The sequence below is a fragment of the Aeromonas enteropelogenes genome (assembly GCF_000819845.1).
Taxonomy (GTDB): domain Bacteria; phylum Pseudomonadota; class Gammaproteobacteria; order Enterobacterales; family Aeromonadaceae; genus Aeromonas; species Aeromonas enteropelogenes.
Genome location: NZ_CDCG01000039.1, coordinates 1 through 22,510, shown reverse-complemented (window position 1 = coordinate 22,510; position 22,510 = coordinate 1). Strand labels below are relative to the sequence as shown.

The window sequence follows — 22,510 nt, the reverse complement described above, 5'->3', positions numbered from 1 at the left end:
TTGCCAAGGCGGGAACCGACGCCGACCAGCAGACCCGCCAGCAGCACCAGCGGCCAGCCAGGCAGGGCCGTGAAGTCGGGCATCTTGGCCCACCCCAGGGTCAGGGCCAGCCAGGCTCCCGCCCCCAGTCCCAGCAAGAAGAGCCAGCGCCAGGCCTGCTTTTGTTGCAGAGCGCCCGCCAGAATGCCGCTGATCCCGGCGACCCGGCCGTTGCACAACAACAGGATCAGAGCGGCCAATCCGGCCAGCATGCCCCCGCCCAGGGAGAGCAGCCATTGCGTTTCCATCATCAAGATTCCTTATTTTCAGAGTGACAAAAATGGGTTTGCAACGCCGCCAGTACATCGACGGCGGCCTCGCTCACCAGCGAGTAGTAGATCTGCTGGGAGACCTTGCGCGAGCGGATAAGACCCTGGCGCTTCAATACCGACAATTGCTGGGAGAAGGCCGACTGCCCCAGCTGGCTGTGGGCCAGCAGTTCGCCGACCCCTTTCTCCCCTTCCACCAGTTGACAGAGCACCATCAACCGCTCCGGATGAGCCAGGGCCTTGAGTAACGCAGCCGCCGCGCTCGCGTGGCGGGTCATCTCATCGAACTGTGTCATAAGCAGTAAATTAGTAGTTGCTTATATTTGGTTTTATTCTATAAATAAAAACTAAATTAGCAACATCTAATTTAAAGATCAGCCACCACCAAGGAAAGGAGCAACAGATGACGGTAGACAATGGCGTGAGGATAGTCGCAGGCTGCATGCTGCTGCTGTCGCTGGCACTGACCCACTGGGTTCACCCGGGCTTTGTCTGGCTGAGCGTCTTCGTCGGGGTCAACCTGATCCAGAGCGCGTTCACCGGGTTCTGCCCGGCGGCCATGCTCCTCAAGCGAATGGGGTTTAAATAACCTGGATTCGAGGTGCCGCATGAAGAGGCAGGCATGGCCCTGGCAACGCCCAATTGTTGCAAGATGTTGCCAAAAGGGCCTGAAGGTTTACCCGGCCTGGTTAGTTGGCTATGATCCCAGCCTCTTATCAATAGCGGAGACCATCAGTGGGCAACTCATCAAGTGACAGTTGTAGACCGACCCTCGTCGTCGGTACCCGGGTCGCGAGCTAACCGCAGGTCTTCCTCTGCCGCTTGCTCGCAGCCCTGCGAGAAGCGGAAATCCACTCCCCTTTCTCTTTTTACACTTGACGTCAGGTGACCGGGCCAAGGCCGGGACACCTTGCCTGCATAGTTTCTGCTTCCCACAAGGAGGCTGCTATGCGTTTTGTTTCAACATCGTCTGTCACCGTCCGGACCCATCCCCTGCTGAGCAGGTTGGGCCGTGGTTTGCTGCCGCTCTGGCTGCGCCGCAGGCAACATCGCCACCACTACCGGCTGCAGATCCGCTGCCAGGATCGCGCCGATATGGAGCAGGTGCTCGACATGGTCAATCACACCCTGCAACCGGCGGGCCTGCATCCCTTTCAGTCTCTGCGACCGGGACGCGGCGGTAGCCGGGAGCTGGTACTGAGCCTCGACTGCACCCCGCCCCAGCGGCGTTATCTGGTGCAGTTCGTGCACCAGGTCGGGGTTCAGCATCCGGTTCGCTGGGAGCTGCGTCCCCGTCGCGACCCCGAGACCCTGTTCAGTTGACCTGACATCCGGGGCCGGCCCTGCCGGCCCCTTTCCATCCATTCCAACGACCCGCTTGCATCCTCCATGGGCGGGTCATGTCTTCGTGCGCCCTTTTCATGTCGACATGGTCGCTGGCGCACGAGACGGCCAGCTGCTGGCAACGGGATCGCTCAACAGAGCCACTTGCCTGCAGCAAGGCCATTCGCAACCGGAAGGAGCAAACCATGAGAATGTGGCAACAACTCGATGTGATCGCCCTGGGCGACACCCTGGCCAGCCTGCTGCTGGCCTTCGTGCTCGGCAGCCTGGTGGGGCTGGAGCGCCAGTATCGCCAGCGTACCGCCGGCCTTCGTACCAACGTGCTGGTCGCCGTGGGCGCGGCTCTGTTCGTCAATCTGGCCCAGCGCATCCACGACCTGCACGGCGGTACTTATGGCGTGGTTCATGTGGTGGCCTATATCGTCTCCGGCATCGGCTTTCTCGGCGCCGGCGTCATCATGCGCGAATCGGGCAACATCCGCGGCATCAACACGGCAGCCACCCTGTGGGGCGTTGCCGCCGTCGGTGCTGCCTGCGGTGCCGGCCTTGCCATGGAGGCGATGCTGGGCGCCCTGTTCGTACTGGCCGCCAACACCCTGCTGCGCCCTCTGGTCAACCAGATCAACCGCCGCCCGGTAGACAATCTCGATACCGAGGTGACCTGCAAGGTGACGGCGCTCACCTCCCGCGAGCACCAGAAAGAGGTGCTGCACTGGCTGGAAGAGATGCTGGAGCGGGCCGACTACCCCTTGAGCGAACTGGATATAGCGCCGTTCGGCGAGCGGGATCTGGAGATCTCGGCAGTGCTGCTCGCCACCTCCATCGACGGCGACGAGCTCGATGCCCTGATGCAAAAGCTGAGTATTCACCCTCATATCAAGCAGGTGTTCTGGCATGCCAGCACCGCGGATTGACACAGATACATTGGGCTTTGGCGATGAACAGGCAAAAAAAGAGCCGGCACAGGGCCGGCTCTTTATATCTGGGTCGCGAACATCAGCTGGTCAGATCGTCGAAGAAGCGTTTCACTCCTTCGAAGAAGCCTTCCGATTTCGGCTTGTGGGTCTTGGCGGCGGCACCGCTAAACGACTCGTCCAGCTGACGCAGCAGCTCTTTTTGCTGCTCGGTCAGCTTGACCGGGGTCTCGACCACCACCTTGCACATCAGATCCCCCACCTGGCCGGAGCGCACCGATTTGACGCCCTTGCCACGCATGCGGAACATCTTGCCGGTCTGGGTCTCCGGGGTTACCTTGAGCTTGACCCGGCCGTCCAGGGTCGGCACTTCGATCTCGCCACCCAGGGCTGCCGCAGTGAAGCTGATGGGTACTTCGCAGTAGAGGTTGTTGCCATCACGCACGAAGATCTCGTGCTCCTTGACGTGCACCTGCACATACAGATCGCCAGCCGGTGCGCCGGCTTCCCCCGCTTCCCCTTCGCCGGAGAGACGGATGCGATCGCCGGTGTCGACGCCAGCCGGGATCTTGACCGACAGGGTCTTGGTCTTCTGGTAGCGCCCTTCGCCATGGCACTTGCGGCACGGATCCTTGATGATCTTGCCGCGACCGTGACAGTGCGGGCAGGGCTGCTGCACTGCAAAGAAACCCTGACGCATCTGTACCTGGCCGGAGCCGTGGCAGGTCGGGCAGGTCTGGGCAGAGCTCCCGGTGTGGGCACCGGAGCCGTTACACACCTCACAGTGGACCAGAGTAGGTACCTTGATCTCCTTGGAGACACCACGCACCGCCTCTTCCAGGGTCAATTCCATGGTATAGCGCAGGTCGGCGCCACGGGCCGGGCCGCGACGGCCACCTCCACGACTGCCACCAAAGATGTCACCAAACACATCGCCAAAGATGTCGCCAAAATCGGCACCGCCGCCAAAGCCACCGTGGCCGCCGCCACCCTGGCTCGGATCGACACCGGCATGGCCGTACTGATCGTAACGGGCACGCAGGTTGGCATCGGTCAGGACCTCGTAGGCCTCCTTGACCTCTTTGAATTTCTCTTCGGCATTGGCATCGCCCTGATTACGGTCAGGGTGATACTTCATGGCCAGACGCTTGTACGCCTTCTTGATCTCGCGCTCGTCGGCATCTTTCGATACCCCCAGCACTTCGTAGAAATCGCGCTTCGACATACTCATCCTGTTAGCAGTTATGCAGACGGGCGTTGGTCACCCAACGCCCGTGAATTCATAGACTTAAGCCGATAGGCGAAGCGGACCTCGCCCATCTGGGTAGGGCTTACTTCTTGTCGTCTTTCACTTCTTCGAACTCGGCGTCGACCACGTCGTCGTCAGCCTTGGTAGAAGAGGAGGACTGGCCGGCATCAGCACCGGCTGTGCCTTGTGCCTGAGCCTGCTGCTGGGCAATTTCCATCAGCTTCTGGGACGCTTCCAGCAGAGCCTGCTGTTTGGCTTCGATGGCAGCCTTGTCGTCACCCTTGAGGGCAGCTTCCAGCTCGCTGACCGCGGCTTCGATCTTGGTCTTGTCGTCGGCAGGCAGGGCATCACCGGCTTCGGTGATCTGCTTGCGCACGGAGTGGACCAGACCGTCAGCCTGGTTGCGAGTCTGCACCAGCTCTTCGAACTTCTTGTCTTCGGCCGCGTTGGCTTCGGCCTCGCGTACCATGCGTTCGATCTCTTCATCAGACAGACCGGAAGAGGCCTGGATGGTGATTTTCTGCTCCTTATTGGTCTCCTTGTCTTTCGCGGAGACGTGCAGGATACCGTTGGCATCGATGTCGAAGGTCACTTCGATCTGCGGCAGACCACGCGGTGCCGGGCGGATGCCTTCCAGGTTGAACTGGCCCAGGGACTTGTTGTCGCTGGCGCGCTTGCGCTCACCCTGCAGCACGTGAATGGTCACGGCTGACTGGTTGTCTTCGGCGGTAGAGAACACCTGGGACTTCTTGGTCGGGATGGTGGTGTTCTTCTCGATCAGCGCAGTCATCACGCTACCCATGGTCTCGATACCCAGAGACAGCGGGGTCACGTCCAGCAGCAGTACGTCGGTCTTGTCACCGGACAGTACGGCACCCTGGATGGCAGCACCCATGGCCACGGCTTCGTCAGGGTTGACGTCTTTGCGCGGTTCTTTGCCGAAGAACTCGGCAACGGTCTTCTGAACCAGCGGCATACGGGTCTGACCGCCTACCAGGATGACGTCGTCGATCTCGCCTACTGCCAGACCGGCGTCTTTCAGGGCGACACGGACCGGCTCCAGGGAGTCTTTCACCATGTCTTCCACCAGGGATTCCAGCTTGGCGCGGGTAACCTTGATGTTCATGTGCTTCGGACCGGTGGCGTCTGCGGTGATGTACGGCAGGTTCACGTCAGTCTGCTGGGCAGAAGAGAGCTCGATCTTGGCTTTCTCGGCGGCATCTTTCAGACGCTGCAGAGCCAGCTGGTCGTTGCGCAGGTCGATGCCCTGCTCGCGCTTGAACTCGTCAACCAGGTAGTTGATGACGCGGTTGTCAAAGTCTTCACCACCCAGGTGGGTGTTACCGTTGGTCGCCAGTACTTCGAAGGTGGTTTCGCCTTCGACTTCGTCGATCTCGATGATGGAGATATCGAAGGTACCGCCACCCAGGTCATATACGGCAACCTTGCGCTCGCCCTTGACCTTGTTCACGCCGTAGGCAAACGCAGCCGCAGTCGGCTCGTTGATGATGCGCTTGACGTCCAGACCCGCGATGCGACCGGCATCCTTGGTGGCCTGACGCTGGGCGTCGTTGAAGTAGGCCGGAACAGTGATAACGGCTTCGGTCACCGGCTCGCCCAGGTAGTCCTCGGCGGTCTTCTTCATTTTCTTCAGCACTTCGGCAGAGATCTGCGGCGGTGCCATCTTCTTGCCTTTCACCTCGACCCAGGCGTCACCGTTGTCGGCCTTGGCGATGGCGTACGGCATGATTTTCAGGTCACGCTGCACTTCGTCATCTTCAAAACGACGGCCAATCAGACGCTTGATGGCGAACAGGGTGTTTTTCGGGTTGGTGATGGCCTGACGCTTGGCCGGCTGACCAACCAGGATCTCGCCATCATCGGCATAGGCAATGATGGACGGAGTAGTACGATCACCTTCTGCGTTTTCGATCACGCGAGCAGTGTCGCCATCCAGAATAGCGACGCAGGAGTTGGTAGTACCCAGGTCAATACCGATGATTTTACCCATTTGAGAAATCTCCAAATACTTTGAATAAACCGGCGAGAGACTCGCCTCAATGCGTTAACGGCTAGGTGGGGGCTGCCAATTCGGCTTTCAAGCTCCCGGCATCAAATTTTTTGTGCCGCCGTGGCCTTGTTCCCTATATGGGGTCGCCAGATGCCGCTTCAAGCCCCTCTCCCTAAAAAACCGTACTCTTTATCCGCTGTGAACGCCTTGCTCGTTGCCAGGGGAGGCTTGCCGATACCCTTGGCGACCAGCAACAGCGTCGCGACAAACAAAAAGCCCGCCAAGCGGCGGGCTTGGTGAGGATACGATGATCAGTCAGCAGACTTGGACACCATCACCATGGCCGGACGGATGACGCGACCGTTCAGCTCGTAGCCTTTTTGCATCACGGCGATGACGGTGTTGGGTGCCACGTCGGCACTCGGCACCATGCTCATGGCCTGGTGAGCATTGGGGTCAAACGGCTGGTTGGTCGGATCCAGCGCCACCAGACCGAACTTGGCCACGCCGCTCTGCATGGACTTGAGGGTCAACTCGACACCTTCGATCATCGGCTTGAGGGCATCGTTTTCCTTGTCGGCGAGCTCGATGGCGCGCTCCAGGTTGTCCAGCACCGGCAGCAGTTCACCAGCAAACTTCTCGAGGGCAAACTTGTGTGCCTTCTCGACATCCTGGGCCGCGCGGCGACGCAGGTTTTCCATCTCGGCGACGGCACGAATGGCACGCTCGCGCTCTTCGGCAGAGGCCTGCTGGGCCGCTTCCAGCTGTGCTTCCAGTTCGGCAATACGTGCCTGCTCGGCTGTCACTTCACTGTCTACATCGGTCGGCTCGACTGGCTGGGCTTCAACTTGCTCCATCGCTTCAACCTTTTGCTCTTCGTGGTTCATGACATCTCCAATTGCGGGGTTACTTATGAGGGCCTGACCTCTGGCTGAGCGACCAGACGGCAACAGACCGACTATGTTGGCGCTATTATGGGGATGGATCCCCGGCTTTCAAGGGAAAAAGGTCATTCATGGCGCCGGATGTGCGCCTTTCCTTGCGACCCCGTTCACGCTTTCGCCATCTGGTTCAAGGGGATAGAGACCCTCCATCCCATATGGGCGGCTCACAAGCGGGACAAACCACTGTATACTGGCCCGCAATACCCCTGTGGATCAGACAGACTATGGATTCTCCGTTCAAAACCATCGCCCTGATTGGCAAACCCCATCATGAGGGAGCCAACCAGACGCTGACCGGCTTGCATCAGTACCTGACGACCCGCGGTTTCCGGGTGCTGGTCGAGAGCCGGGTCGCCCAGACCCTCTCGATCCTCGAAGAGGACGTGATGGATCTGGTACAGCTGGGCCAGCAGGCGGATCTCGCCATCGTGGTCGGCGGTGACGGCAACATGCTGGGGGCGGCCCGGGTCTTGTCTCGCTTCGATGTGGCGGTGATCGGGGTGAACCGGGGCAACCTCGGTTTTCTGACCGATCTCTCCCCCCAGGATTACCTGCTGCCCCTCGAGCAGGTGCTCTCCGGTCACTACAAGAGCGAGCACCGCTTCCTGCTGGAGGCGTCCGTCTATCGCCACGGGGAGCGCAAGTCGAGCAACCTGGCGGTGAACGAGGCGGTGCTGCACCCGGGCAAGATCGCCCACATGATCGAGTTCGAGGTCTATATCGACGGCAGCTTCATGTACAGCCAGCGCTCGGATGGCATCATAGTGGCCACTCCAACCGGTTCCACCGCCTATTCACTCTCAGCCGGTGGCGCCATCCTCACCCCCAAGCTCAACGCAATCACGCTGGTGCCGATGTTCCCGCATACTCTGAGCAGTCGTCCCATCGTACTGGATGCCGACAGCGAGGTGCGCCTGCTGGTCTCTCCCGACAATCAGGATGACGCCATGCAGGTGAGCTGCGACGGCCAGGTCACCCTGGCGGTGCACCCGGGGGACGAGATCCTCATCAAGAAGAGCCACCACCAGCTGCATCTGGTGCATCCTCTCGATTACAGCTACTTCCACGTACTGCGCAACAAGCTCGGCTGGGGCAGCAAGCTGTTTTAAGGGGCAAGGTCATGAGCTGACTGGCTGAGCGCCACTTCACTACGCAGCCAGTCGCTAAAGGCACGAAAGCGCGGTCGCTCGCGGTTCTCCAATGGAGAGATCAGCTCGTAATTACGCCCGGCAGCCACCGCCGGGCCTCCTACCGCCACCAGCACGCCCTGCTCCAGCAAGTTGCGCACCAGTACCTCCCTCCCCATAGCGACCCCCATGCCACCTTGCGCCGCCTGCAGAGCCATCTGGTAGTGATTGAAACCGTAGTGACACTGATCGTAGGGCAATGTCATACCAGAACCATCGCTCCAGAGGCGCCACTCCGAGAAGAGCTGCTGCACATCGGTCGATTCCGAGGCATGGATAAAACAGGCCTCAGTCAACTGTGCCGGTTCCTGCAGCAACCCCAGCCGCTCGGCATAGGCAGGGGAGCAGACGGGTACCAGACGCTCCTCCATCAACAGCTCCCGGTGCAGATCACTGCAGCGGATCGCACCGTAGTAGATGGCGAGATCCACCCGCTCCTCGTTGAAATCCACCGCCCCGGCCCGAACCCGCATCATCACGTTCAACCCGGGCCAGCGCTGCTGGAAACGGGGTAGCCTTGGCATCAGCCAGTTGAGCCCCAGCGTCGGAGCAACACCGACATGGAGCGTCCCTCGCAGATCCTGAGCCCGGATATCTTCAATCTCTTCGTTGATCTGGCGCAGAGAATGGCTCAGGGTCGCCAGCAGTCGTGCCCCCTCTTCAGTCAACTCCAACTTGCGGGTCAGGCGAATAAACAGACGAAAACCCAACAACCCTTCTAGATGGCGAATGCGGTGGCTGATGGCCCCCTGCGTGAGGTTCATCTCCTCGGCGGCACGAGTGAAACTGAGGTAACGGGCCGTGCTCTCGAAAGTGTGCAGCAGGGCCAGGATATTCTGTTGTACCAGCATGGATAACCTCGTAATGACGCTGGTTGCGACGCAAGTCATCAGTATGACATTTCTCCTTATGCATTAAACAGGCTAATCCATACCACCCCTTATTTCGTTTGTCCGCCCGCCAGGCTCCCCCTTTAATAGGGTCCATCCCTATCCCTGTTCATGAGGTGGACAATGAAAAACGGACTCAAGATTGTGATCATCGGTGCAGGCTCTAGCTACACCCCGGAGCTGATCGAAGGGTTGATCCAGCGTCAGCACGAGTTACCGCTGCACGAACTCTGGCTAGTAGACATCGACGATGGCCGCGAGAAAATGGAGATCATCGCAGCCCTCACCCGCCGCATGCTGGCCAAGGCTGGGCTGGCGGTACGGGTTGAAACCCGGCTGGATCGGGAAGAGGCACTGTACGGGGCCGACTACGTCTGCTCCCAGTTTCGCGCCGGCTGCCTGGAAGCTCGTATCAGCGATGAGCGGATTTCGTTGAAATACGGCCTGATCGGCCAGGAAACCAACGGACTGGGCGGCTTTGCCAACGCCTGCCGGACTATCCCCATCGCTCTGCAGATCGCCGCCGACATGGAACGCCTCTGCCCCGATGCCTGGCTGCTCAACTTCACCAACCCGTCGGGCATGGTGACCGAAGCCGTATTGCGCCACAGCAAGATAAAGGCGGTTGGGCTGTGCAACGTGCCAGTGATCATGCAAAAAGGGGTCGCCACTATGCTGGAGAGTCATGACGAGCAGGAGTTCATCATGCAGGTGGCCGGACTCAACCATTTCATCTTCGTGCGCCAGATTCAGCATCAGGGCGAGAACAAACTCGGCGAGGTGATTGCCCGGATCGCACAAGGGCACGATCCGCTGGTACCGCGCAATATCCCCCCCTTTGCCTGGCCCAAGGATCTGCTGGCCAATCTGGGCATGATCCCCTGTGCCTATCTGCGCTACTACTACATGAGCGACGATATCCTCAAACAGGAGCTCGGGGAGGCCAGCGGCGAAGGCACCCGGGGTGAGGTGGTCAAGACCATCGAACAGCAGCTGTTCGAGCTCTATCGCAACCCGGATCTCACCGAGAAGCCCAAAGCGCTGGAAGGACGCGGCGGCCAGTATTACTCGGAGGCCGCGTGTGAGCTGATGAGTGCCATCCACAACGACAAGCGTATCATCATGCACGTCAACATCCGCAACAACGGCGCTATCAACGGCCTGCCGGACGAGTGTGCCGTGGAAGTGAGCTCTCTCATCACCAAGTCGGGTCCGCTTCCGCTTAATGTGGCCCCCTTCCCGCAAGACACCTTGCGCCTGCTGCAGTTGATGAAGGAGTTCGAGCAGCTCACCATCGAGGCAGCCATCACCGGCAATCGCCATACGGCTTGGCGTGCCTTGGTACTGAATCCCCTCATTACCAGCGGCCACCGACTGGAACAGGCACTGGACGAGGTGATCGCCGCCCACCCAGATTTGATGTCAGCCTTCCACTAATCTTCACCTTTCTGCAATCCCGCAGGCCACCCGCCTGGTGGCCTGCCCTGTTAAAAATGGCAGCGCCTCTTTACTGTATATAAGACCAGTATATACTGGATGCATAAACAGTAATGTTGACCCATACAGGATGAGACCATGCTGACCCAGCTGACCGTCAACAACTTCGCCATCGTCAAGTTTCTCGAACTCGATTTGCAACCGGGCATGACCTGCATCACAGGCGAGACCGGCGCCGGCAAATCCATCGCCATCGACGCCCTCGGCCTGTGCCTTGGCGAGCGGGCCGAGGCCAGCATGGTGCGCCCGGGGAGCGACAAAAGCGAAGTCAGTGCCCGCTTCCAGCTCGATGGCAACCCGGCCGCCCGCGCCTGGCTTGCCACCAACGAGCTGGAAAACGAAGGGGAGTGCATAGTGCGCCGGGTCATCTCCGCCGAGGGGCGCTCGCGCAGCTATATCAACGGGGTGCCCGTGCCCCTCACCCAGCTCAAGAACCTTGGCCAGCTACTGGTCAACGTGCACGGCCAGCATGCCCACCAGCTGCTGCTCAAGCCGGACTACCAGCTCGCCCTGCTGGATGGCTACGCCGGCCATCACCTGCTGCTCGACGAGGTGCGCCAGCACTACCAGCAATGGCGCCAGCTGCAAAACGAGCTCAACCGATTGAAAGCCGAGCAACAGCAACGGGAGGCCCGCCGTCAGCTCATCGAATACCAGGTGCAGGAGCTCGATGAATTTGCTCTGCAACCGGGGGAGTTTGAAGAGATAGAGGAAGAACACCAGCGCTTGGCCAACGGCACCGAGCTGATGCAGGAGTGCGGCTTCTGCCTGGATCTGCTCTATGACAACGATGACACCACCATCGCCGGCCTGCTGCAGGTCGCCGTCGACAAGGCTGAAGGGCTGGTCGGCATGGACAGCCGCCTCAATCCGGTGCTGGAGATGCTGAACAATGCTCTCATCCAGGTGCAGGAGAGCCATAGCGAACTGCGCAGCTATCTGGATCGGCTGGAGCTGGATCCCGAGCGCTTCAACGAGTTGGAGAGCCGCCTCTCAAGAGCGATCAATCTGGCCCGCAAGCATCATGTCAAACCGGCGGATCTGGCGCTGCACCATCAGGAGCTGGCCTGCGATCTTGCCCGCCTCAACTCCGATGAGGAGCGCCTGGAAGGGATGGAAGATGAACTGGCCGCCGCCCGCCAGGCGTTTCTGCAGTCGGCCGAGGCCCTGAGCCAGAGCCGCCAGCGCTACGCACAGGAGCTAGCTGCCCAAGTGACCACCAGCATTCACGAACTGGCGATGCCAGATGGCCGTTTCGCCATCGAGGTGCGCCCCGATGCCCAGAGCAGTCTCTCGCCTCTGGGGATCGATCGGGTAGAGTTCATGGTCACCACCAACCCGGGCCAGCCCATCCAGCCGCTCGGCAAGGTGGCCTCCGGCGGCGAGCTGTCACGCATCAGCCTCGCCATCGTGGTGATCAGCGCCCGCAAGGTTTCCACTCCCACCCTGATCTTCGATGAGGTAGACGTGGGGATCAGCGGCCCGACCGCCGCCGTGGTAGGGCGCCTGTTGCGCCAGCTCGGCGAGTCGACCCAGGTGATGGTGGTCACGCACCTGCCCCAGGTAGCGGGCAATGGCCACCAGCACATGGTGGTGAGCAAGCATACCGATGGCAAAACCACCGAAACCCAGATGTGTGCCCTCGATCAGCCGGCCCGCCTCAATGAACTGGCCCGCCTGCTGGGGGGCGATCAGATCACCGACATTACCCTGGCCAATGCGCGCGAGTTGTTGCGAGCCTGACACAGCTCTCCTCCTCCCTACACCATGACAATCCGCGCCAAGGGGCGTCATGGTGCCTGTTCACGGACACCCTGAGTCGCCGGATCACCGACCCAGATCAATGAAAGTGCGAGTAAGGCCAAGCAGGCAGCAACATCCAAGGGGGTTCAGGTTGCCTTCATTTCCGGGATTTCGCATAGTACCCGCCCCCTTTTTGGGTATCCCATTGTGAGGCTTTGTCTATGATCCACGTTTTTGGTCACAAGAATCCTGATAGCGACAGTATCTGCAGCGCCCTGGTCATCGCCGACTGGCTCAATGCCCAGGGGCGTCAAGCCACCCCATGGCGCCTGGGCGACCTGCGCACCGAAACCCGTTTCATCCTGGAGCAGGCTGGCGTTGCCGAACCCGAACTGCTGACCCGGGATCTTGCCGGTGAAGATGTCTGGCTGGTGGATTTCAGTGATCTGGAACAGGGCCCCGCGACCCTGGCACAGGCCAACGTACTGGGCCTGGTGGATCACCACCGCCTCGGCACCCTGATCACCCAATCGCCGCTGGATGCCTGGATCCGCGCCGTGGGCTGCACCTGCACCATCGCCTTCGAGCTGCTGAGCCAACAGGGTCAGGTGACACGCAGCCAGGCCCGCCTGATGCTGGGTGCCATCATGAGTGACACCCTCTGCCTCACCTCCCCCACCACCACAGAGCAGGACAAGGTCGCCTGCGAGCGTCTGGCCGAGCTGGCCGAGGTCTCTCTGGCCGAATTTGGCCAACAACTGCTGATAGCCAAGACCGATTTGAGCGGCTTGACTCCGGCCCAGTTGCTGCAACAGGACGAGAAAGCGTTCCAGGCCGAAGGTTGCAGCTTCATCATGAGCCAGATCGAGGTGGGCAGTGAACAGCAGCTGGCCGAGCATCTCCCGGCACTGCAGCAGGAGATGGCCGCGCGCGTGGCAAGCGAAGGGCTCGACTTCTTCGTGTTGATGGTGACTGACCTTACCGCTGCCGCCAGCCGCATTCACTTTACCGCCCATCCCAAGGTCCCCACCGAATCTTGCTTCCACCCAGGCTTCGTCAGCCGCAAGAAGCAGGGCCTGCCCTGGGTCATGGAGCTGCTGGCCAAGGCCTGAGCCTTAACCTGAGGCGTCCCGAGCCCTGCCTGATGGCGGGGCTTTTTTCTTTCAATCCCCGTCTATCAGCGTCCCCTTCCCAATTACTTCGCTTACTGACAGATAAGCGCATAATTTTGCTTACATATTTCTGACTGTTCATTGGCAAGGCTTTGCTGCAGGATACTCGCGGCACTTCTCTTATTCCGTTTTCAGTCAGGTGATCCATGACCCCAAGTCCCAAGCGCACAGCCCTGGCGCTCTCTACCCTGTTCGTCGCGGCCCTCATCGGCTGGCTGGCCTGGCCAAGCCAACCGGCCACCGAGATGCTCACCGCCAAAGTCACCCGGGAAGACATTAGCCAAACCGTGCTGGCTAGCGGCGTGTTGCAGGCCATCGAGCAGGTGGATGTGGGGGCACAGGTTTCCGGTCAGGTGACCCACCTGGCCGTCGAGGACGGCGCTCAGGTCAACAAGGGGGATCTGCTGGCCGAGATTGACCCTCTCATCGCCCAGAACAATCTGAAAACAGCCGAAGCCGAGCTCGCCAGCAACCTCGCCCAACTCAAGATCAAGCAAGCCCAGCTCAAACAGTACGAGCTGGCCTGGCGCCGTCAGGTAGAGATGTTCAGGCAGGAGGCCAGCTCTCGCGCCGATCTGGAGAGTGCCGAAGCCCAACTCGCCGTCACGCGCGCCGAGTTGCAAAACAGCCAGGCCAATATCGACAGTGCCCGTATCAAGGTGGAACGGGCCCAGACCGAGCTGGGTTACACCAAGATCTTGGCCCCCATGGATGGCACCGTCATCAGCATAGTCACCCGTCAGGGTCAGACCCTGGCCGCCAGCCAGACGGTGCCAACCCTGCTGAAACTGGCCAATCTCGACACCATGACGGTCAAGGCCCAGATCTCAGAAGCTGACGTTACCAAGGTGAAAGCGGGCATGCCGGTCTATTTCACCCTGATAGGCGATCCGGACACCCGCTATCAGGGCACCCTGCGGGCCGTGGAGCTGGCCCCCACCAATATCAATGAACAGGTCACCACCACCAGTACCACCAGCAATGCCGCCGTCTACTACTACGCCCTGTTTGATGTGCCCAACCCGGACCATGCTCTGCGCGTGGCCATGACCACCCAGGTGACCATAGTGCTCGGCGAACGCAAGCAGGTACTCACTCTGCCGCAGACTGCGCTCGGCAAGCAGGTGGCTAACAACGAATATGAGGTAACCCTGGTCAGGGACGGCGCTCCCGGTGAGACTCGCCGCATCAAGACCGGGATGAAGGACGAGATCCGCATCGAGGTGGTGAGCGGGCTGACGGAGCAGGACGAAGTGCAGCTCAACCACGGCGCGCCCATAGCGGACAAAGAAGAAGGCATGATGTTATGAGCGAGCCGCTGAACCAGCCGCCCCTGATCCAGCTAAAAGGGGTCGAGCGCCGTTACCAGAGCGGCGAGCAGGAAGTTACCGTGCTCCATCCCCTCGACTTGACCATTCAGGCTGGCGAGATGATCGCCATCGTCGGGGCCTCCGGCTCCGGCAAGTCGACCCTGATGAATCTGCTTGGCTGTCTCGATCGGCCCAGCAGCGGCCAGTACCTGTTTCGTGGCCAGGACACGGCGACCCTGGATGCCCTGGCACTGGCGCGCCTGCGCTGCCATCACTTCGGTTTTATCTTTCAGCGCTATCACCTGCTGCCTCATCTGGACGCCTCAGCCAACGTGGAGATCCCCGCCGTCTATGCCGGCACCGAACGTCAGGCTCGTCAGGCCAGGTCGAAGCAGCTGCTGGAGCGACTGGGTCTTGACGAACGTCGCCACCATACCCCGGGACAGCTCTCCGGCGGCCAGCAACAGCGAGTCAGTATCGCCCGGGCGCTGGCCAATGGTGGCGAGGTGATCCTGGCCGATGAACCGACCGGTGCGCTGGACAGCCAGAGCGGCAAGGAGGTGATGGCCATCCTCAAGGAGCTTCATGCCCTGGGCCACACCATCATACTGGTCACCCACGACATGGGGGTCGCCAACCATGCGGATCGCATCATCACCCTCAAGGATGGCTGCATTCAGCAGGACAGTGGTCAGCGCGAACAGGCTTCCCCATCGACCATCCCCCTCCCCGTTGCCAGTCAGGGAGGAGCCAGCCTTGACTGGGATCGCTATCGGGAAGCTGGCCGGATGGCCCTGCATGCCATGCTGGCCCACCGGATGCGCACCTTTCTCACCATGCTGGGCATCATCATCGGCATCGCGGCGGTCGTCAGCGTGGTGGCCCTCGGCCAGGGAGCCCGCACCAAGGTGATCGAGCAGATCAATGCGATGGGAACCAACACCATAGAGATCTTCCCGGGCAAGGGGTGGGGAGATGAAAAGATGGCCAGCATCCAGACCCTCAATCAGGGGGATCTCGATGCCTTGCTGGGACAACCTTATCTGGCAGGTGCCAGCCCGGAGATCATCAGCTCGGGACAACTTCGCTATCGCAACAAGACCAGCAGCGGCAACGTAACCGGGGTCGGCAACGACTACTTCAAGGTCAAGGGCATGACATTGGTAAGTGGTCGCTTACTGGAGTGGCGAGACATACAACAGCGTTCGGCGGTGGCCGTGGTCGACCAGAAGAGCATTCCAAGCCTGCTCGGCAAGGATGATCCCATCGGCAAGGTGGTACTGGTCGGCACCCTGCCGGTACGCATCATTGGGGTCGTCACCCAGGAGACCGGCTTTGGCCCCAGCAGCCAGTCGGTCAATGTCTGGCTCCCCTATAGCGCCGTGATGAGCCGCCTCATCTCCCAGCGCCACTTCAGCCAGATCACCATACGGGTCAAGGATGGCATCCAGCCGGCGCTGGCCGAACAGGCGATGATCGAGCTGATCACCAAGCGCCACGGAGTGAAGGATTTCTTCACCTTCAGCAGCGACAGCATCATCAAGTCGGTGGAGAAAACCACGGCCACCATGACCCTGATGGTCTCGGCCATCGCCGTGATCTCGCTGATCGTCGGCGGTGTGGGGGTAATGAACATCATGCTGGTCTCCGTGGTGGAACGCACCCGCGAGATCGGCATTCGCATGGCCGTGGGGGCACGTCAATCGGACATCTTGCAGCAGTTCCTGATCGAAGCCGTGATGGTCAGCCTACTGGGGGGCATCTTCGGCGTCGCGCTCGCGCTCGGCATTGGTGTGGTCTTCTCCCTGCTGGTCGACACCATACAGATGCAGTTTTCGCTCTTCTCCATCCTGATGGCCTTCGGCTGCTCGTCACTCATCGGGATCCTGTTCGGTTATCTGCCGGCGCGCAATGCGGCGCGGCTCGACCCCGTGGTCGCACTGGCGAGGGAATAACAATGTACAAATTATCCTGGTTGGCCCTCTGCGTGGCCCTCGGCGGCTGCAGCCAGCACAGCAGCTATCAAAGACCCGAGCTGGCTATCGCGCCCCAGTGGCAACAGGCGTATGACACCCAGCAGTTGGCACAATCAGGGGCCTGGTGGCAGGGATTCCATGACCCTCAGCTCGACCGCCTGGTCGAGGCCGTGCTGGCCGCCAATCCGGATATGCACGTCGCCGCACTCAAGCTCAAAAGCGCACAACTTGGCTCGGAGCAGGCCGATACCAACCTCACCCCCTCGGTCACTGGCAGCCTTGATGCCAGCGCTAACAAGAACCTGAAGACGGGGAGTGCCAGCAGCACACTGGGGCCCGCTCTCGGCCTCAGTTATGAGGTAGACCTGTGGGGCAAGCTGGCATCGGTGCGGGATCAGGCAAGCTGGGAGGCAGCTGCCAGTGAACAGGATCTGGCCAGCACCCGTCTGATACTGATTGGCAAGACGCTGGAGCAATACTGGCAGCTGGGTTATCTCGGCTCGGCTATCGCCCTTGGCGAGCAACAACTGGCCAATCTGGTACGCACCGAACGGTTGACCGAGGCCAAATACCGCGCAGGCGCCATAACCCGGCTCGATCTGGCCCAAACTCGCCAACAGGTGGCTGGCAAGCGAGCCGAGTTGGCGTCGCTGAAAACCCAGCAAGAGCAGGCCAGCAACGCCCTAAGGTTGCTCCTGGGGCGTAGCAGCGGCCCCTTGGCATATGTCCCCGCCAGTCTTGCGCTTCAGCCCATCCCCGAGCTTGCCGTCGGCATTCCCGCCGATCTGCTGGCCCGTCGCCCGGATGTGAAGGCGGCGGAGCTGCGACTGCGCAAGACCCTCGCCAAGGGGGATGAGATCCGCGCCAGCTTCTACCCGTCGCTGACCCTGACCGGCAACGCCAGCACGGCGTCGGACAGGCTGGCTCAGGTGCTGCAAAATCCGGTCGGGACGCTGGGGGCAAGCCTGGCTCTTCCCTTCCTTGAGTACAACCGCACCCGGCTCGCCATCGACAGCTCAGCGCTTGATTACCAGATCGCCGAAACCGAGTTTCGCAAGCAGCTCTATGCAGCGCTGGTCGAAGTCGAAGACAATCTGGCAGCCCGCCATCATGGCCAGCAACGACTCGCCTATCTCCAGGAACAGCTGGGTTATGCCAAAGAGTCTGAACGGCTCGCCAGGGCGCGCTTCGAGGCGGGCGCCACCGGTGTGCAGACCTGGCTGGATGAACAGAATCGCTTGTGGGATGCAGAGCAGAACCTGCTCGCTCAGCAACGAGAGCAACTCAACGTGATGGCCAGAATTTATCAGGCCATTGGGGGCACAGACGCCCCACTCGCCCAATAAACATAAGGCCCGCGTTGTTGCCAGATCGGGGCCTTATTATTGCCACTCCCCCGCACATTACTCATTATCATTGGCGAGTGTGCCGGTTCTTCAACATCCCATCTTTTTTCTTCTACCAAACTCCATCAAAAAAGTCAGAGATAACGTGCAATAGACGCAAGCGGTGATGGCTACGAATGTACAGCTTCTTTTGTCTCCAGCAAAACTACATGGTTCGCCGATACCGGAATGCATCATGAAATTAATCACGACACAGATATTTATCCTGGGGATGAAAAGCCGAAAGAAAAGGAATACAGAGGAGTCAAGAGAGAATCAAATAACGAATAGAAACATCGGTTAACATTAATAACGCACAAAAATAATGCCGCTCAAAGGCGGCATTATCAGATTGCTTGGCGCAACAAATTAGATCAGAAACTCGCTCAGATCTTTGCCCAGTGCAACTTCAGCTGCAATGGCTTTAGGCATACGGCCCTGGCCAGTCCAGGTTTTTTCCTGGCCATCTTCTACATACTTGTATTTGGCCGGACGCGGAGCACGCTTGCTCTTGGTGGCGCCAGTAGCAGCCGGAGCAGCCGCAGTAGCCAGCAATTCACGGGGATCAATACCTGCTTGCTGCAGCATTTCGGTGAATTCATTCAGTTTGCGCTGGCGCTCTTCCTGCTCGGCACGCTCCTGCTCAACAGAGTCGGCGCGCTCTTGATAAACCAGATCAAACTTCTCTTTAGCTTCCAGCAGCTGCTCAAACGGCAGCTCACGAATAGCGGCACGCAGACTGCGAATGTTCAGCAGAACTTTCAGAAACTCGTTCATTATTTCCTCACAAAAAATCGATCACAGGGATAACAGTTTCAGAATAGCATGGACAATTCATAACGACATACAGTTTTTCTGTATTAGAGTCCATTTTTACCATAGTCTATCGACAGCAACCACGATTGATAACAAAACCATAGAAAGAAAAAGCTCGGCGTCAATCAGAAATGACCATCGGATTCATCGCAAAGCACACTATTACATACTCCATTAATACTCCATTCAGCATAGCCATAGGGGCGCTGAAGCAATGCAACAACAGATGCCAAGCAATCATTCGCCCTAGATAACACAGCTCCTTTTTAACATCACCAGCATATTAAACACTTGTATTTTGCTCATCTCTGATTTGCATGCCGCTATTGCAAGGCAGAACTTCAATATATAGCAACCAAATGAAACCCTGGCAATAATTGATTAAAATCAATCCGTTGAATACTCACCCACTCCTTTTGGGGTAACCTTTGCGATTAATGGCAGGCATCAAGCATCATTACCCGACACAGCCATCCCGACCAGAAGAATATGGCAGCCGCCCCTCAAGCACGACAACAAAAAAAGCCTGCTCTTGACAGAAGCAGGCTTTAGTAGCTCAACAATTACTTTATTTAGCCCTGGCGTCACTTTCAGCAGGCTGATCAACGCCGGTGATCACCGACTTGGCCGCTGATTTTGTGAGCAGAGGATCATCAGGATAGAGTTGCAGCGCCCCCCGACGCATGGTGTTTGCTTCATCCGTACGCCCGAGGGCATTAAGGGCAACCACCATGTTGGCGTAAATATTGGCCCGTGGTGTATGTCGTACAAAAGCCTGCCCCCACTCCAGATAGGCCTCCAGTTCAGCCTTGTTATTGGTTTGCAGACCCACCATCAACCGCACCGAATTGACATCAAATTCAACCCGAGTCAACCACGCCATGGGATTGACGATATCCAGTAGGAGAGTCGGTTCCTTATAGCCCCCTCTTTCATACTTGGTCACCACCCAGGCGGTATGCAGAGCTGTTAGCATAAAGGGAACAACCAATAAAGGGATGGTAATCGCCACAAAACGCAGCAAGAACCAGGGTCGATAAACCCACTCCCACCAAGTTGTTTGGCTTCTGATTGCTACATTCGCTTCTTCTACTTCTGCATCAATTAAATAGATCAGCGTTAATAGCAACCACCACGATACGATGGCATGGTAAAAAGGATATTCTGTCTGGGAATGAAGCAGAACAGGAGTCACTAGAGCCAGCATGGCCATGGCATTTTTCCCCGGTGCACACGAAAGACGCCATAACAACGCGCCCCCCATTATCAGCATACCGAGCATAGGAGCGAGTCCTCCCTCCACAGTCCAATACAAGAATTCATTGTGGGGATGATCCAGGTTGTACTCAATTTGTACCATAGCCGGGTTCACTGCTTTATCGGCCATATAATGATGGAGGAAAACGGACTCGAAACTACCGTAGCCCCATCCTGTCCAGAGTTGTTCACTCACCAGCTTCAATGCGTAGGGCCAGTAAATAGAGCGCATTCCGCCAGACTGGTAGATCTCCAACCCACGCTTTTCTCCTGCCATCAAATACTGGGATAAAAGTCCCAAAATGATGGCCAGAAACACAAGACCTAATATGAGTCCAAGCTTTCGTTGTTGCCTAAGTTGTGGCAGCAACATAAGCAGCGCCAACAATCCACTCAACTGGCCTACTCGAGATTGCAACACTACCAACAGCAATACAGTTGAGAATATGACACTGTAACGCAAACCCATCAGTACTCGTGAGTCATCACTTCGTAACTCCAACCAGATCGCCAGAGCCATCCCCGTTGCCATAAAACTGGCCATCACATTAGGTTGCTGGAAAATACCGTAGGGACGATTTACCTTGGTGTCATACCCAATCCAGTTTCCGGGCGTCAGCAGATAAAACTGAACAAGCCCTAGCAGCGCCTCTATCGCTATGGCAATCAATATGAGATAGAGCAAGCTATCACGCTGCGGGCGCGTCAATCTCCACTGGTAAAGGCCAAATAGAAACAGAAGGCCAGCATATAACCCCAGTAAACGGGGAATGGCATAATCTTTCAGCTCAAATCCACGGTAAGCCATGGGCAACAGCAGCAGCAAGGCCCCAAACCATAGTGCAACCTGCAATGGAGAAAAAGTGATACGTTGACGCAGAGTCACCTGCCACAACCCCATACCAATCATCAGGCTGGCAAAAACCCATCCCCATGCATTAAAGGGCAGATAGAGTCCAGCACCACCGGGATTGTGCATAAAAAAATGCATACCCAGCAGCCAATACAGTGCACATAAGATCTTCATGATTCGCGTTAATGTCACAGCCCAGCTCCTTAGGCCTACCCAACATAGAGGGCACAAAAGACACCAATAAAAAGAGAGGGGGCTAATTGCCCCCTCAACTCATCATCAACGAACATTATGCCTCATCTAACCGACGAAAGGCATGATGCACAAGTACAATCTGTGTGGAGGAGGTATTCACCTGAAAGTTGCCCACTGTAGTGGTCAACTAAATCCGGACGCTTGATTAGGCCGAACCTCGGCTCTTGCTGGCGGTATCCCGTCATTGTGTTGGTGTGGACGCCGCCAGTTGTAGTAATCCATCATGTAATAACTGATATCCCGCCTCGCTTCCCGCAGGCTCACGTATCCCGTTACCGGGATCCACTCTGACTTCAGGCTTCTGAACAACCGCTCCATCGGGGCGTTATCCCAGCAGTTTCCACGCCGACTCATACTCTGGTTCATGCGATAGCGCCACAGTCGTTGCCGAAATGCCCGGCTGCCATATTGACTGCCTTGGTCTGAGTGAAACAGCACACCGGATGGACAACCCCGCTGCTGATAGGCCATCTCCAGTGCTTTGATTACCAGCTCTGCATCAGGCTTGTCAGACATCGCCCAGCCCACGACTCGCCGGGTATGAAGGTCAAGCACCACTGCTAGGTAATGCCAACGAGCACTTGCCCAGACGTAGGTGATATCGCCACTCCACACCTGATTGGGTTGCTGGACATCAAATTCGCGTGCCAGCAGATTGGGAATGTCCGGTCGTTCAGACTGTGCCACCTTATAGCGGTGTGCGCCCGGCTGTTTGGATGCCAGCCCGGCTTCCTTCATCAGGTTCCGTATTCTGAATCGGCCAATCTGATACCCCAACTCTCGCATCATCGACATCAAGGCGCGGCTGCCCGCTGAGTTCCGGCTCGCTTTGAACAAACGGCGCAACTCACAGCGCTGCTGCATACGCTCACAGTTAATCGCCCGCCTGCGGGCCAGATAATCGGAAAAAACAGGAAGTGGGCACATCGAAAGCGCAACAGACCAAGGTGATGGGGGCTTGCTCCCTTAATCGGTCTATCAGCGCGTACGTGTGAACTCGTCCGCCATCAAGAGAGCAGTAGCCTTTTTTAGAATGTCCTTTTCACGTTCGAGCCGGTTGATGCGGGCTTCCAGCTCCTGAATTTTTTGCTGCTCCGGAGTCAGTGCTTTGCCGATTGGGGTTGTGCCACTGCGTTCGGATTGCAGTTGCTGAACCCAGCGGCGCAGTACGGTTTCACCGACATCCAGTGAACGGCTGGCTTCAGGGACAGAATATCCCTGGTCGAGCACCTGGGATGCTGCGTCGAGTTTGAATTCGGCAGTAAATGAGCGACGTAATCTTGTCATTGAACACCTCAGGTTATGGTGGCGACTGTACCACCTAAAATGGTGTCTGGGATGATTAGACCACTACAGTGGCGTTGTTGCTCAAATCGATGCAGCTTGAATGGAACTAACT

General features: G+C 58.3%; 18 protein-coding genes and 1 pseudogene. 10 read left to right on the top strand and 9 right to left on the bottom strand.

Annotated elements, in window-relative coordinates; translation table 11 throughout:
* A partial coding sequence (locus tag BN1123_RS21850) for a YeeE/YedE family protein (RefSeq protein ID WP_042028407.1) occupies positions 1 to 290 on the bottom strand: 290 nt, incomplete at its 3' end.
* Complete coding sequence (locus BN1123_RS16720; protein WP_042028406.1) at positions 290 to 604, bottom strand: ArsR/SmtB family transcription factor; 315 nt, start codon at positions 602 to 604, stop codon at positions 290 to 292. The genes BN1123_RS16720 and BN1123_RS21850, both read right to left, overlap by 1 nt.
* Before the next feature lie 107 nt (positions 605 to 711).
* On the opposite strand from BN1123_RS16720, the gene BN1123_RS16715 reads away from it, so the two are divergent.
* From BN1123_RS16715 to BN1123_RS16705, 3 genes are all read left to right on the top strand, one after another.
* Positions 712 to 897, top strand: a complete 186-nt coding sequence (locus BN1123_RS16715) for a YgaP family membrane protein (RefSeq protein ID WP_042028405.1) — start codon at positions 712 to 714, stop codon at positions 895 to 897.
* A 359-nt stretch (positions 898 to 1,256) separates the two neighbouring features.
* Positions 1,257 to 1,631, top strand: coding sequence for a hypothetical protein (locus BN1123_RS16710; RefSeq protein ID WP_042028404.1), 375 nt, complete (start codon positions 1,257 to 1,259; stop codon positions 1,629 to 1,631).
* 206 nt (positions 1,632 to 1,837) lie between these two features.
* Complete coding sequence (locus BN1123_RS16705) at positions 1,838 to 2,566, top strand: MgtC/SapB family protein (RefSeq protein ID WP_026456405.1); 729 nt, start codon at positions 1,838 to 1,840, stop codon at positions 2,564 to 2,566.
* 82 nt (positions 2,567 to 2,648) lie between these two features.
* On the opposite strand, the gene dnaJ is transcribed toward BN1123_RS16705, so the two are convergent.
* The 3 genes from dnaJ to grpE form a co-directional block, all read right to left on the bottom strand.
* Positions 2,649 to 3,791, bottom strand: coding sequence for a molecular chaperone DnaJ (dnaJ, locus tag BN1123_RS16700; protein ID WP_042028402.1), 1,143 nt, complete (start codon positions 3,789 to 3,791; stop codon positions 2,649 to 2,651).
* 106 nt (positions 3,792 to 3,897) lie between these two features.
* Positions 3,898 to 5,826 (bottom strand): molecular chaperone DnaK, encoded by a 1,929-nt coding sequence (gene dnaK / locus BN1123_RS16695; protein WP_042028401.1) that lies wholly within the window; start codon positions 5,824 to 5,826, stop codon positions 3,898 to 3,900.
* 311 nt (positions 5,827 to 6,137) lie between these two features.
* A complete protein-coding gene (gene grpE / locus BN1123_RS16690; protein WP_026457546.1) occupies positions 6,138 to 6,713 on the bottom strand; it encodes a nucleotide exchange factor GrpE in 576 nt (191 codons plus the stop codon).
* 281 nt (positions 6,714 to 6,994) lie between these two features.
* On the opposite strand from grpE, the gene nadK reads away from it, so the two are divergent.
* Positions 6,995 to 7,879, top strand: a complete 885-nt coding sequence (gene nadK / locus BN1123_RS16685) for an NAD(+) kinase (protein WP_026457306.1) — start codon at positions 6,995 to 6,997, stop codon at positions 7,877 to 7,879.
* Here the strand turns inward: nadK and BN1123_RS16680 are convergent.
* Positions 7,876 to 8,808, bottom strand: coding sequence for a LysR substrate-binding domain-containing protein (locus BN1123_RS16680; protein ID WP_042028400.1), 933 nt, complete (start codon positions 8,806 to 8,808; stop codon positions 7,876 to 7,878). The genes nadK and BN1123_RS16680 overlap by 4 nt on opposite strands.
* Before the next feature lie 162 nt (positions 8,809 to 8,970).
* Here BN1123_RS16680 and BN1123_RS16675 point away from each other — a divergent pair, with 162 nt between their 5' ends.
* The 6 genes from BN1123_RS16675 (at position 8,971) to BN1123_RS16650 (ending at position 17,891) form a co-directional block, all read left to right on the top strand.
* Positions 8,971 to 10,284, top strand: a complete 1,314-nt coding sequence (locus BN1123_RS16675) for a 6-phospho-beta-glucosidase (protein ID WP_042028399.1) — start codon at positions 8,971 to 8,973, stop codon at positions 10,282 to 10,284.
* A gap of 138 nt (positions 10,285 to 10,422) precedes the next feature.
* Positions 10,423 to 12,087 (top strand): DNA repair protein RecN, encoded by a 1,665-nt coding sequence (recN, locus tag BN1123_RS16670; protein WP_042028398.1) that lies wholly within the window; start codon positions 10,423 to 10,425, stop codon positions 12,085 to 12,087.
* Positions 12,088 to 12,308: 221 nt separating this feature from the next.
* Positions 12,309 to 13,199 (top strand): manganese-dependent inorganic pyrophosphatase, encoded by an 891-nt coding sequence (locus BN1123_RS16665; RefSeq protein ID WP_042028396.1) that lies wholly within the window; start codon positions 12,309 to 12,311, stop codon positions 13,197 to 13,199.
* A gap of 206 nt (positions 13,200 to 13,405) precedes the next feature.
* Positions 13,406 to 14,569: an efflux RND transporter periplasmic adaptor subunit gene (locus BN1123_RS16660; RefSeq protein ID WP_042028395.1), complete on the top strand. Its 1,164-nt coding sequence runs from the start codon at positions 13,406 to 13,408 to the stop codon at positions 14,567 to 14,569.
* Positions 14,566 to 16,524 (top strand): MacB family efflux pump subunit, encoded by a 1,959-nt coding sequence (locus BN1123_RS16655; RefSeq protein ID WP_042028394.1) that lies wholly within the window; start codon positions 14,566 to 14,568, stop codon positions 16,522 to 16,524. Before BN1123_RS16660 ends, BN1123_RS16655 begins: the two co-directional genes overlap by 4 nt.
* Before the next feature lie 2 nt (positions 16,525 to 16,526).
* Entirely contained in the window at positions 16,527 to 17,891 is a 1,365-nt protein-coding gene (locus tag BN1123_RS16650) for an efflux transporter outer membrane subunit (RefSeq protein ID WP_042028393.1), read from the top strand.
* 408 nt (positions 17,892 to 18,299) lie between these two features.
* Here the strand turns inward: BN1123_RS16650 and BN1123_RS16645 are convergent, their stop codons facing one another.
* The 3 genes and pseudogenes from BN1123_RS16645 to BN1123_RS21020 all read right to left on the bottom strand — a co-directional run bounded on the left by BN1123_RS16645 (position 18,300) and on the right by BN1123_RS21020 (position 22,398).
* Positions 18,300 to 18,707 carry an H-NS family histone-like protein gene (locus BN1123_RS16645; protein WP_042028392.1) on the bottom strand — a complete coding sequence of 136 codons (408 nt, stop codon included), beginning with the start codon at positions 18,705 to 18,707 and terminating at the stop codon, positions 18,300 to 18,302.
* 607 nt (positions 18,708 to 19,314) lie between these two features.
* Entirely contained in the window at positions 19,315 to 21,030 is a 1,716-nt protein-coding gene (locus BN1123_RS16640; RefSeq protein WP_156130678.1) for a PglL family O-oligosaccharyltransferase, read from the bottom strand.
* A 204-nt stretch (positions 21,031 to 21,234) separates the two neighbouring features.
* Positions 21,235 to 22,398: pseudogene (locus tag BN1123_RS21020) on the bottom strand (IS3 family transposase).
* Positions 22,399 to 22,510: the final 112 nt, after the last annotated feature.

What these genes read in the sequence shown, in the direction of transcription:
- BN1123_RS16655 (WP_042028394.1), top strand. Translation starts at nt 14,566, where the DNA reads ATGAGCGAGCCGCTGAACCAGCCGCCCCTGATCCAGCTAAAAGGGGTC.
- BN1123_RS16650 (WP_042028393.1), top strand. Translation starts at nt 16,527, where the DNA reads ATGTACAAATTATCCTGGTTGGCCCTCTGCGTGGCCCTCGGCGGCTGC.
- BN1123_RS16675 (WP_042028399.1), top strand. Translation starts at nt 8,971, where the DNA reads ATGAAAAACGGACTCAAGATTGTGATCATCGGTGCAGGCTCTAGCTAC.
- dnaJ (WP_042028402.1), bottom strand. Translation starts at nt 3,791, where the DNA reads ATGTCGAAGCGCGATTTCTACGAAGTGCTGGGGGTATCGAAAGATGCC.
- BN1123_RS16645 (WP_042028392.1), bottom strand. Translation starts at nt 18,707, where the DNA reads ATGAACGAGTTTCTGAAAGTTCTGCTGAACATTCGCAGTCTGCGTGCC.
- BN1123_RS16665 (WP_042028396.1), top strand. Translation starts at nt 12,309, where the DNA reads ATGATCCACGTTTTTGGTCACAAGAATCCTGATAGCGACAGTATCTGC.
- BN1123_RS16715 (WP_042028405.1), top strand. Translation starts at nt 712, where the DNA reads ATGACGGTAGACAATGGCGTGAGGATAGTCGCAGGCTGCATGCTGCTG.
- BN1123_RS16680 (WP_042028400.1), bottom strand. Translation starts at nt 8,808, where the DNA reads ATGCTGGTACAACAGAATATCCTGGCCCTGCTGCACACTTTCGAGAGC.
- BN1123_RS16660 (WP_042028395.1), top strand. Translation starts at nt 13,406, where the DNA reads ATGACCCCAAGTCCCAAGCGCACAGCCCTGGCGCTCTCTACCCTGTTC.
- nadK (WP_026457306.1), top strand. Translation starts at nt 6,995, where the DNA reads ATGGATTCTCCGTTCAAAACCATCGCCCTGATTGGCAAACCCCATCAT.
- dnaK (WP_042028401.1), bottom strand. Translation starts at nt 5,826, where the DNA reads ATGGGTAAAATCATCGGTATTGACCTGGGTACTACCAACTCCTGCGTC.
- BN1123_RS16720 (WP_042028406.1), bottom strand. Translation starts at nt 604, where the DNA reads ATGACACAGTTCGATGAGATGACCCGCCACGCGAGCGCGGCGGCTGCG.
- BN1123_RS16705 (WP_026456405.1), top strand. Translation starts at nt 1,838, where the DNA reads ATGAGAATGTGGCAACAACTCGATGTGATCGCCCTGGGCGACACCCTG.
- BN1123_RS16710 (WP_042028404.1), top strand. Translation starts at nt 1,257, where the DNA reads ATGCGTTTTGTTTCAACATCGTCTGTCACCGTCCGGACCCATCCCCTG.
- recN (WP_042028398.1), top strand. Translation starts at nt 10,423, where the DNA reads ATGCTGACCCAGCTGACCGTCAACAACTTCGCCATCGTCAAGTTTCTC.
- grpE (WP_026457546.1), bottom strand. Translation starts at nt 6,713, where the DNA reads ATGAACCACGAAGAGCAAAAGGTTGAAGCGATGGAGCAAGTTGAAGCC.
- BN1123_RS16640 (WP_156130678.1), bottom strand. Translation starts at nt 21,030, where the DNA reads ATGAAGATCTTATGTGCACTGTATTGGCTGCTGGGTATGCATTTTTTT.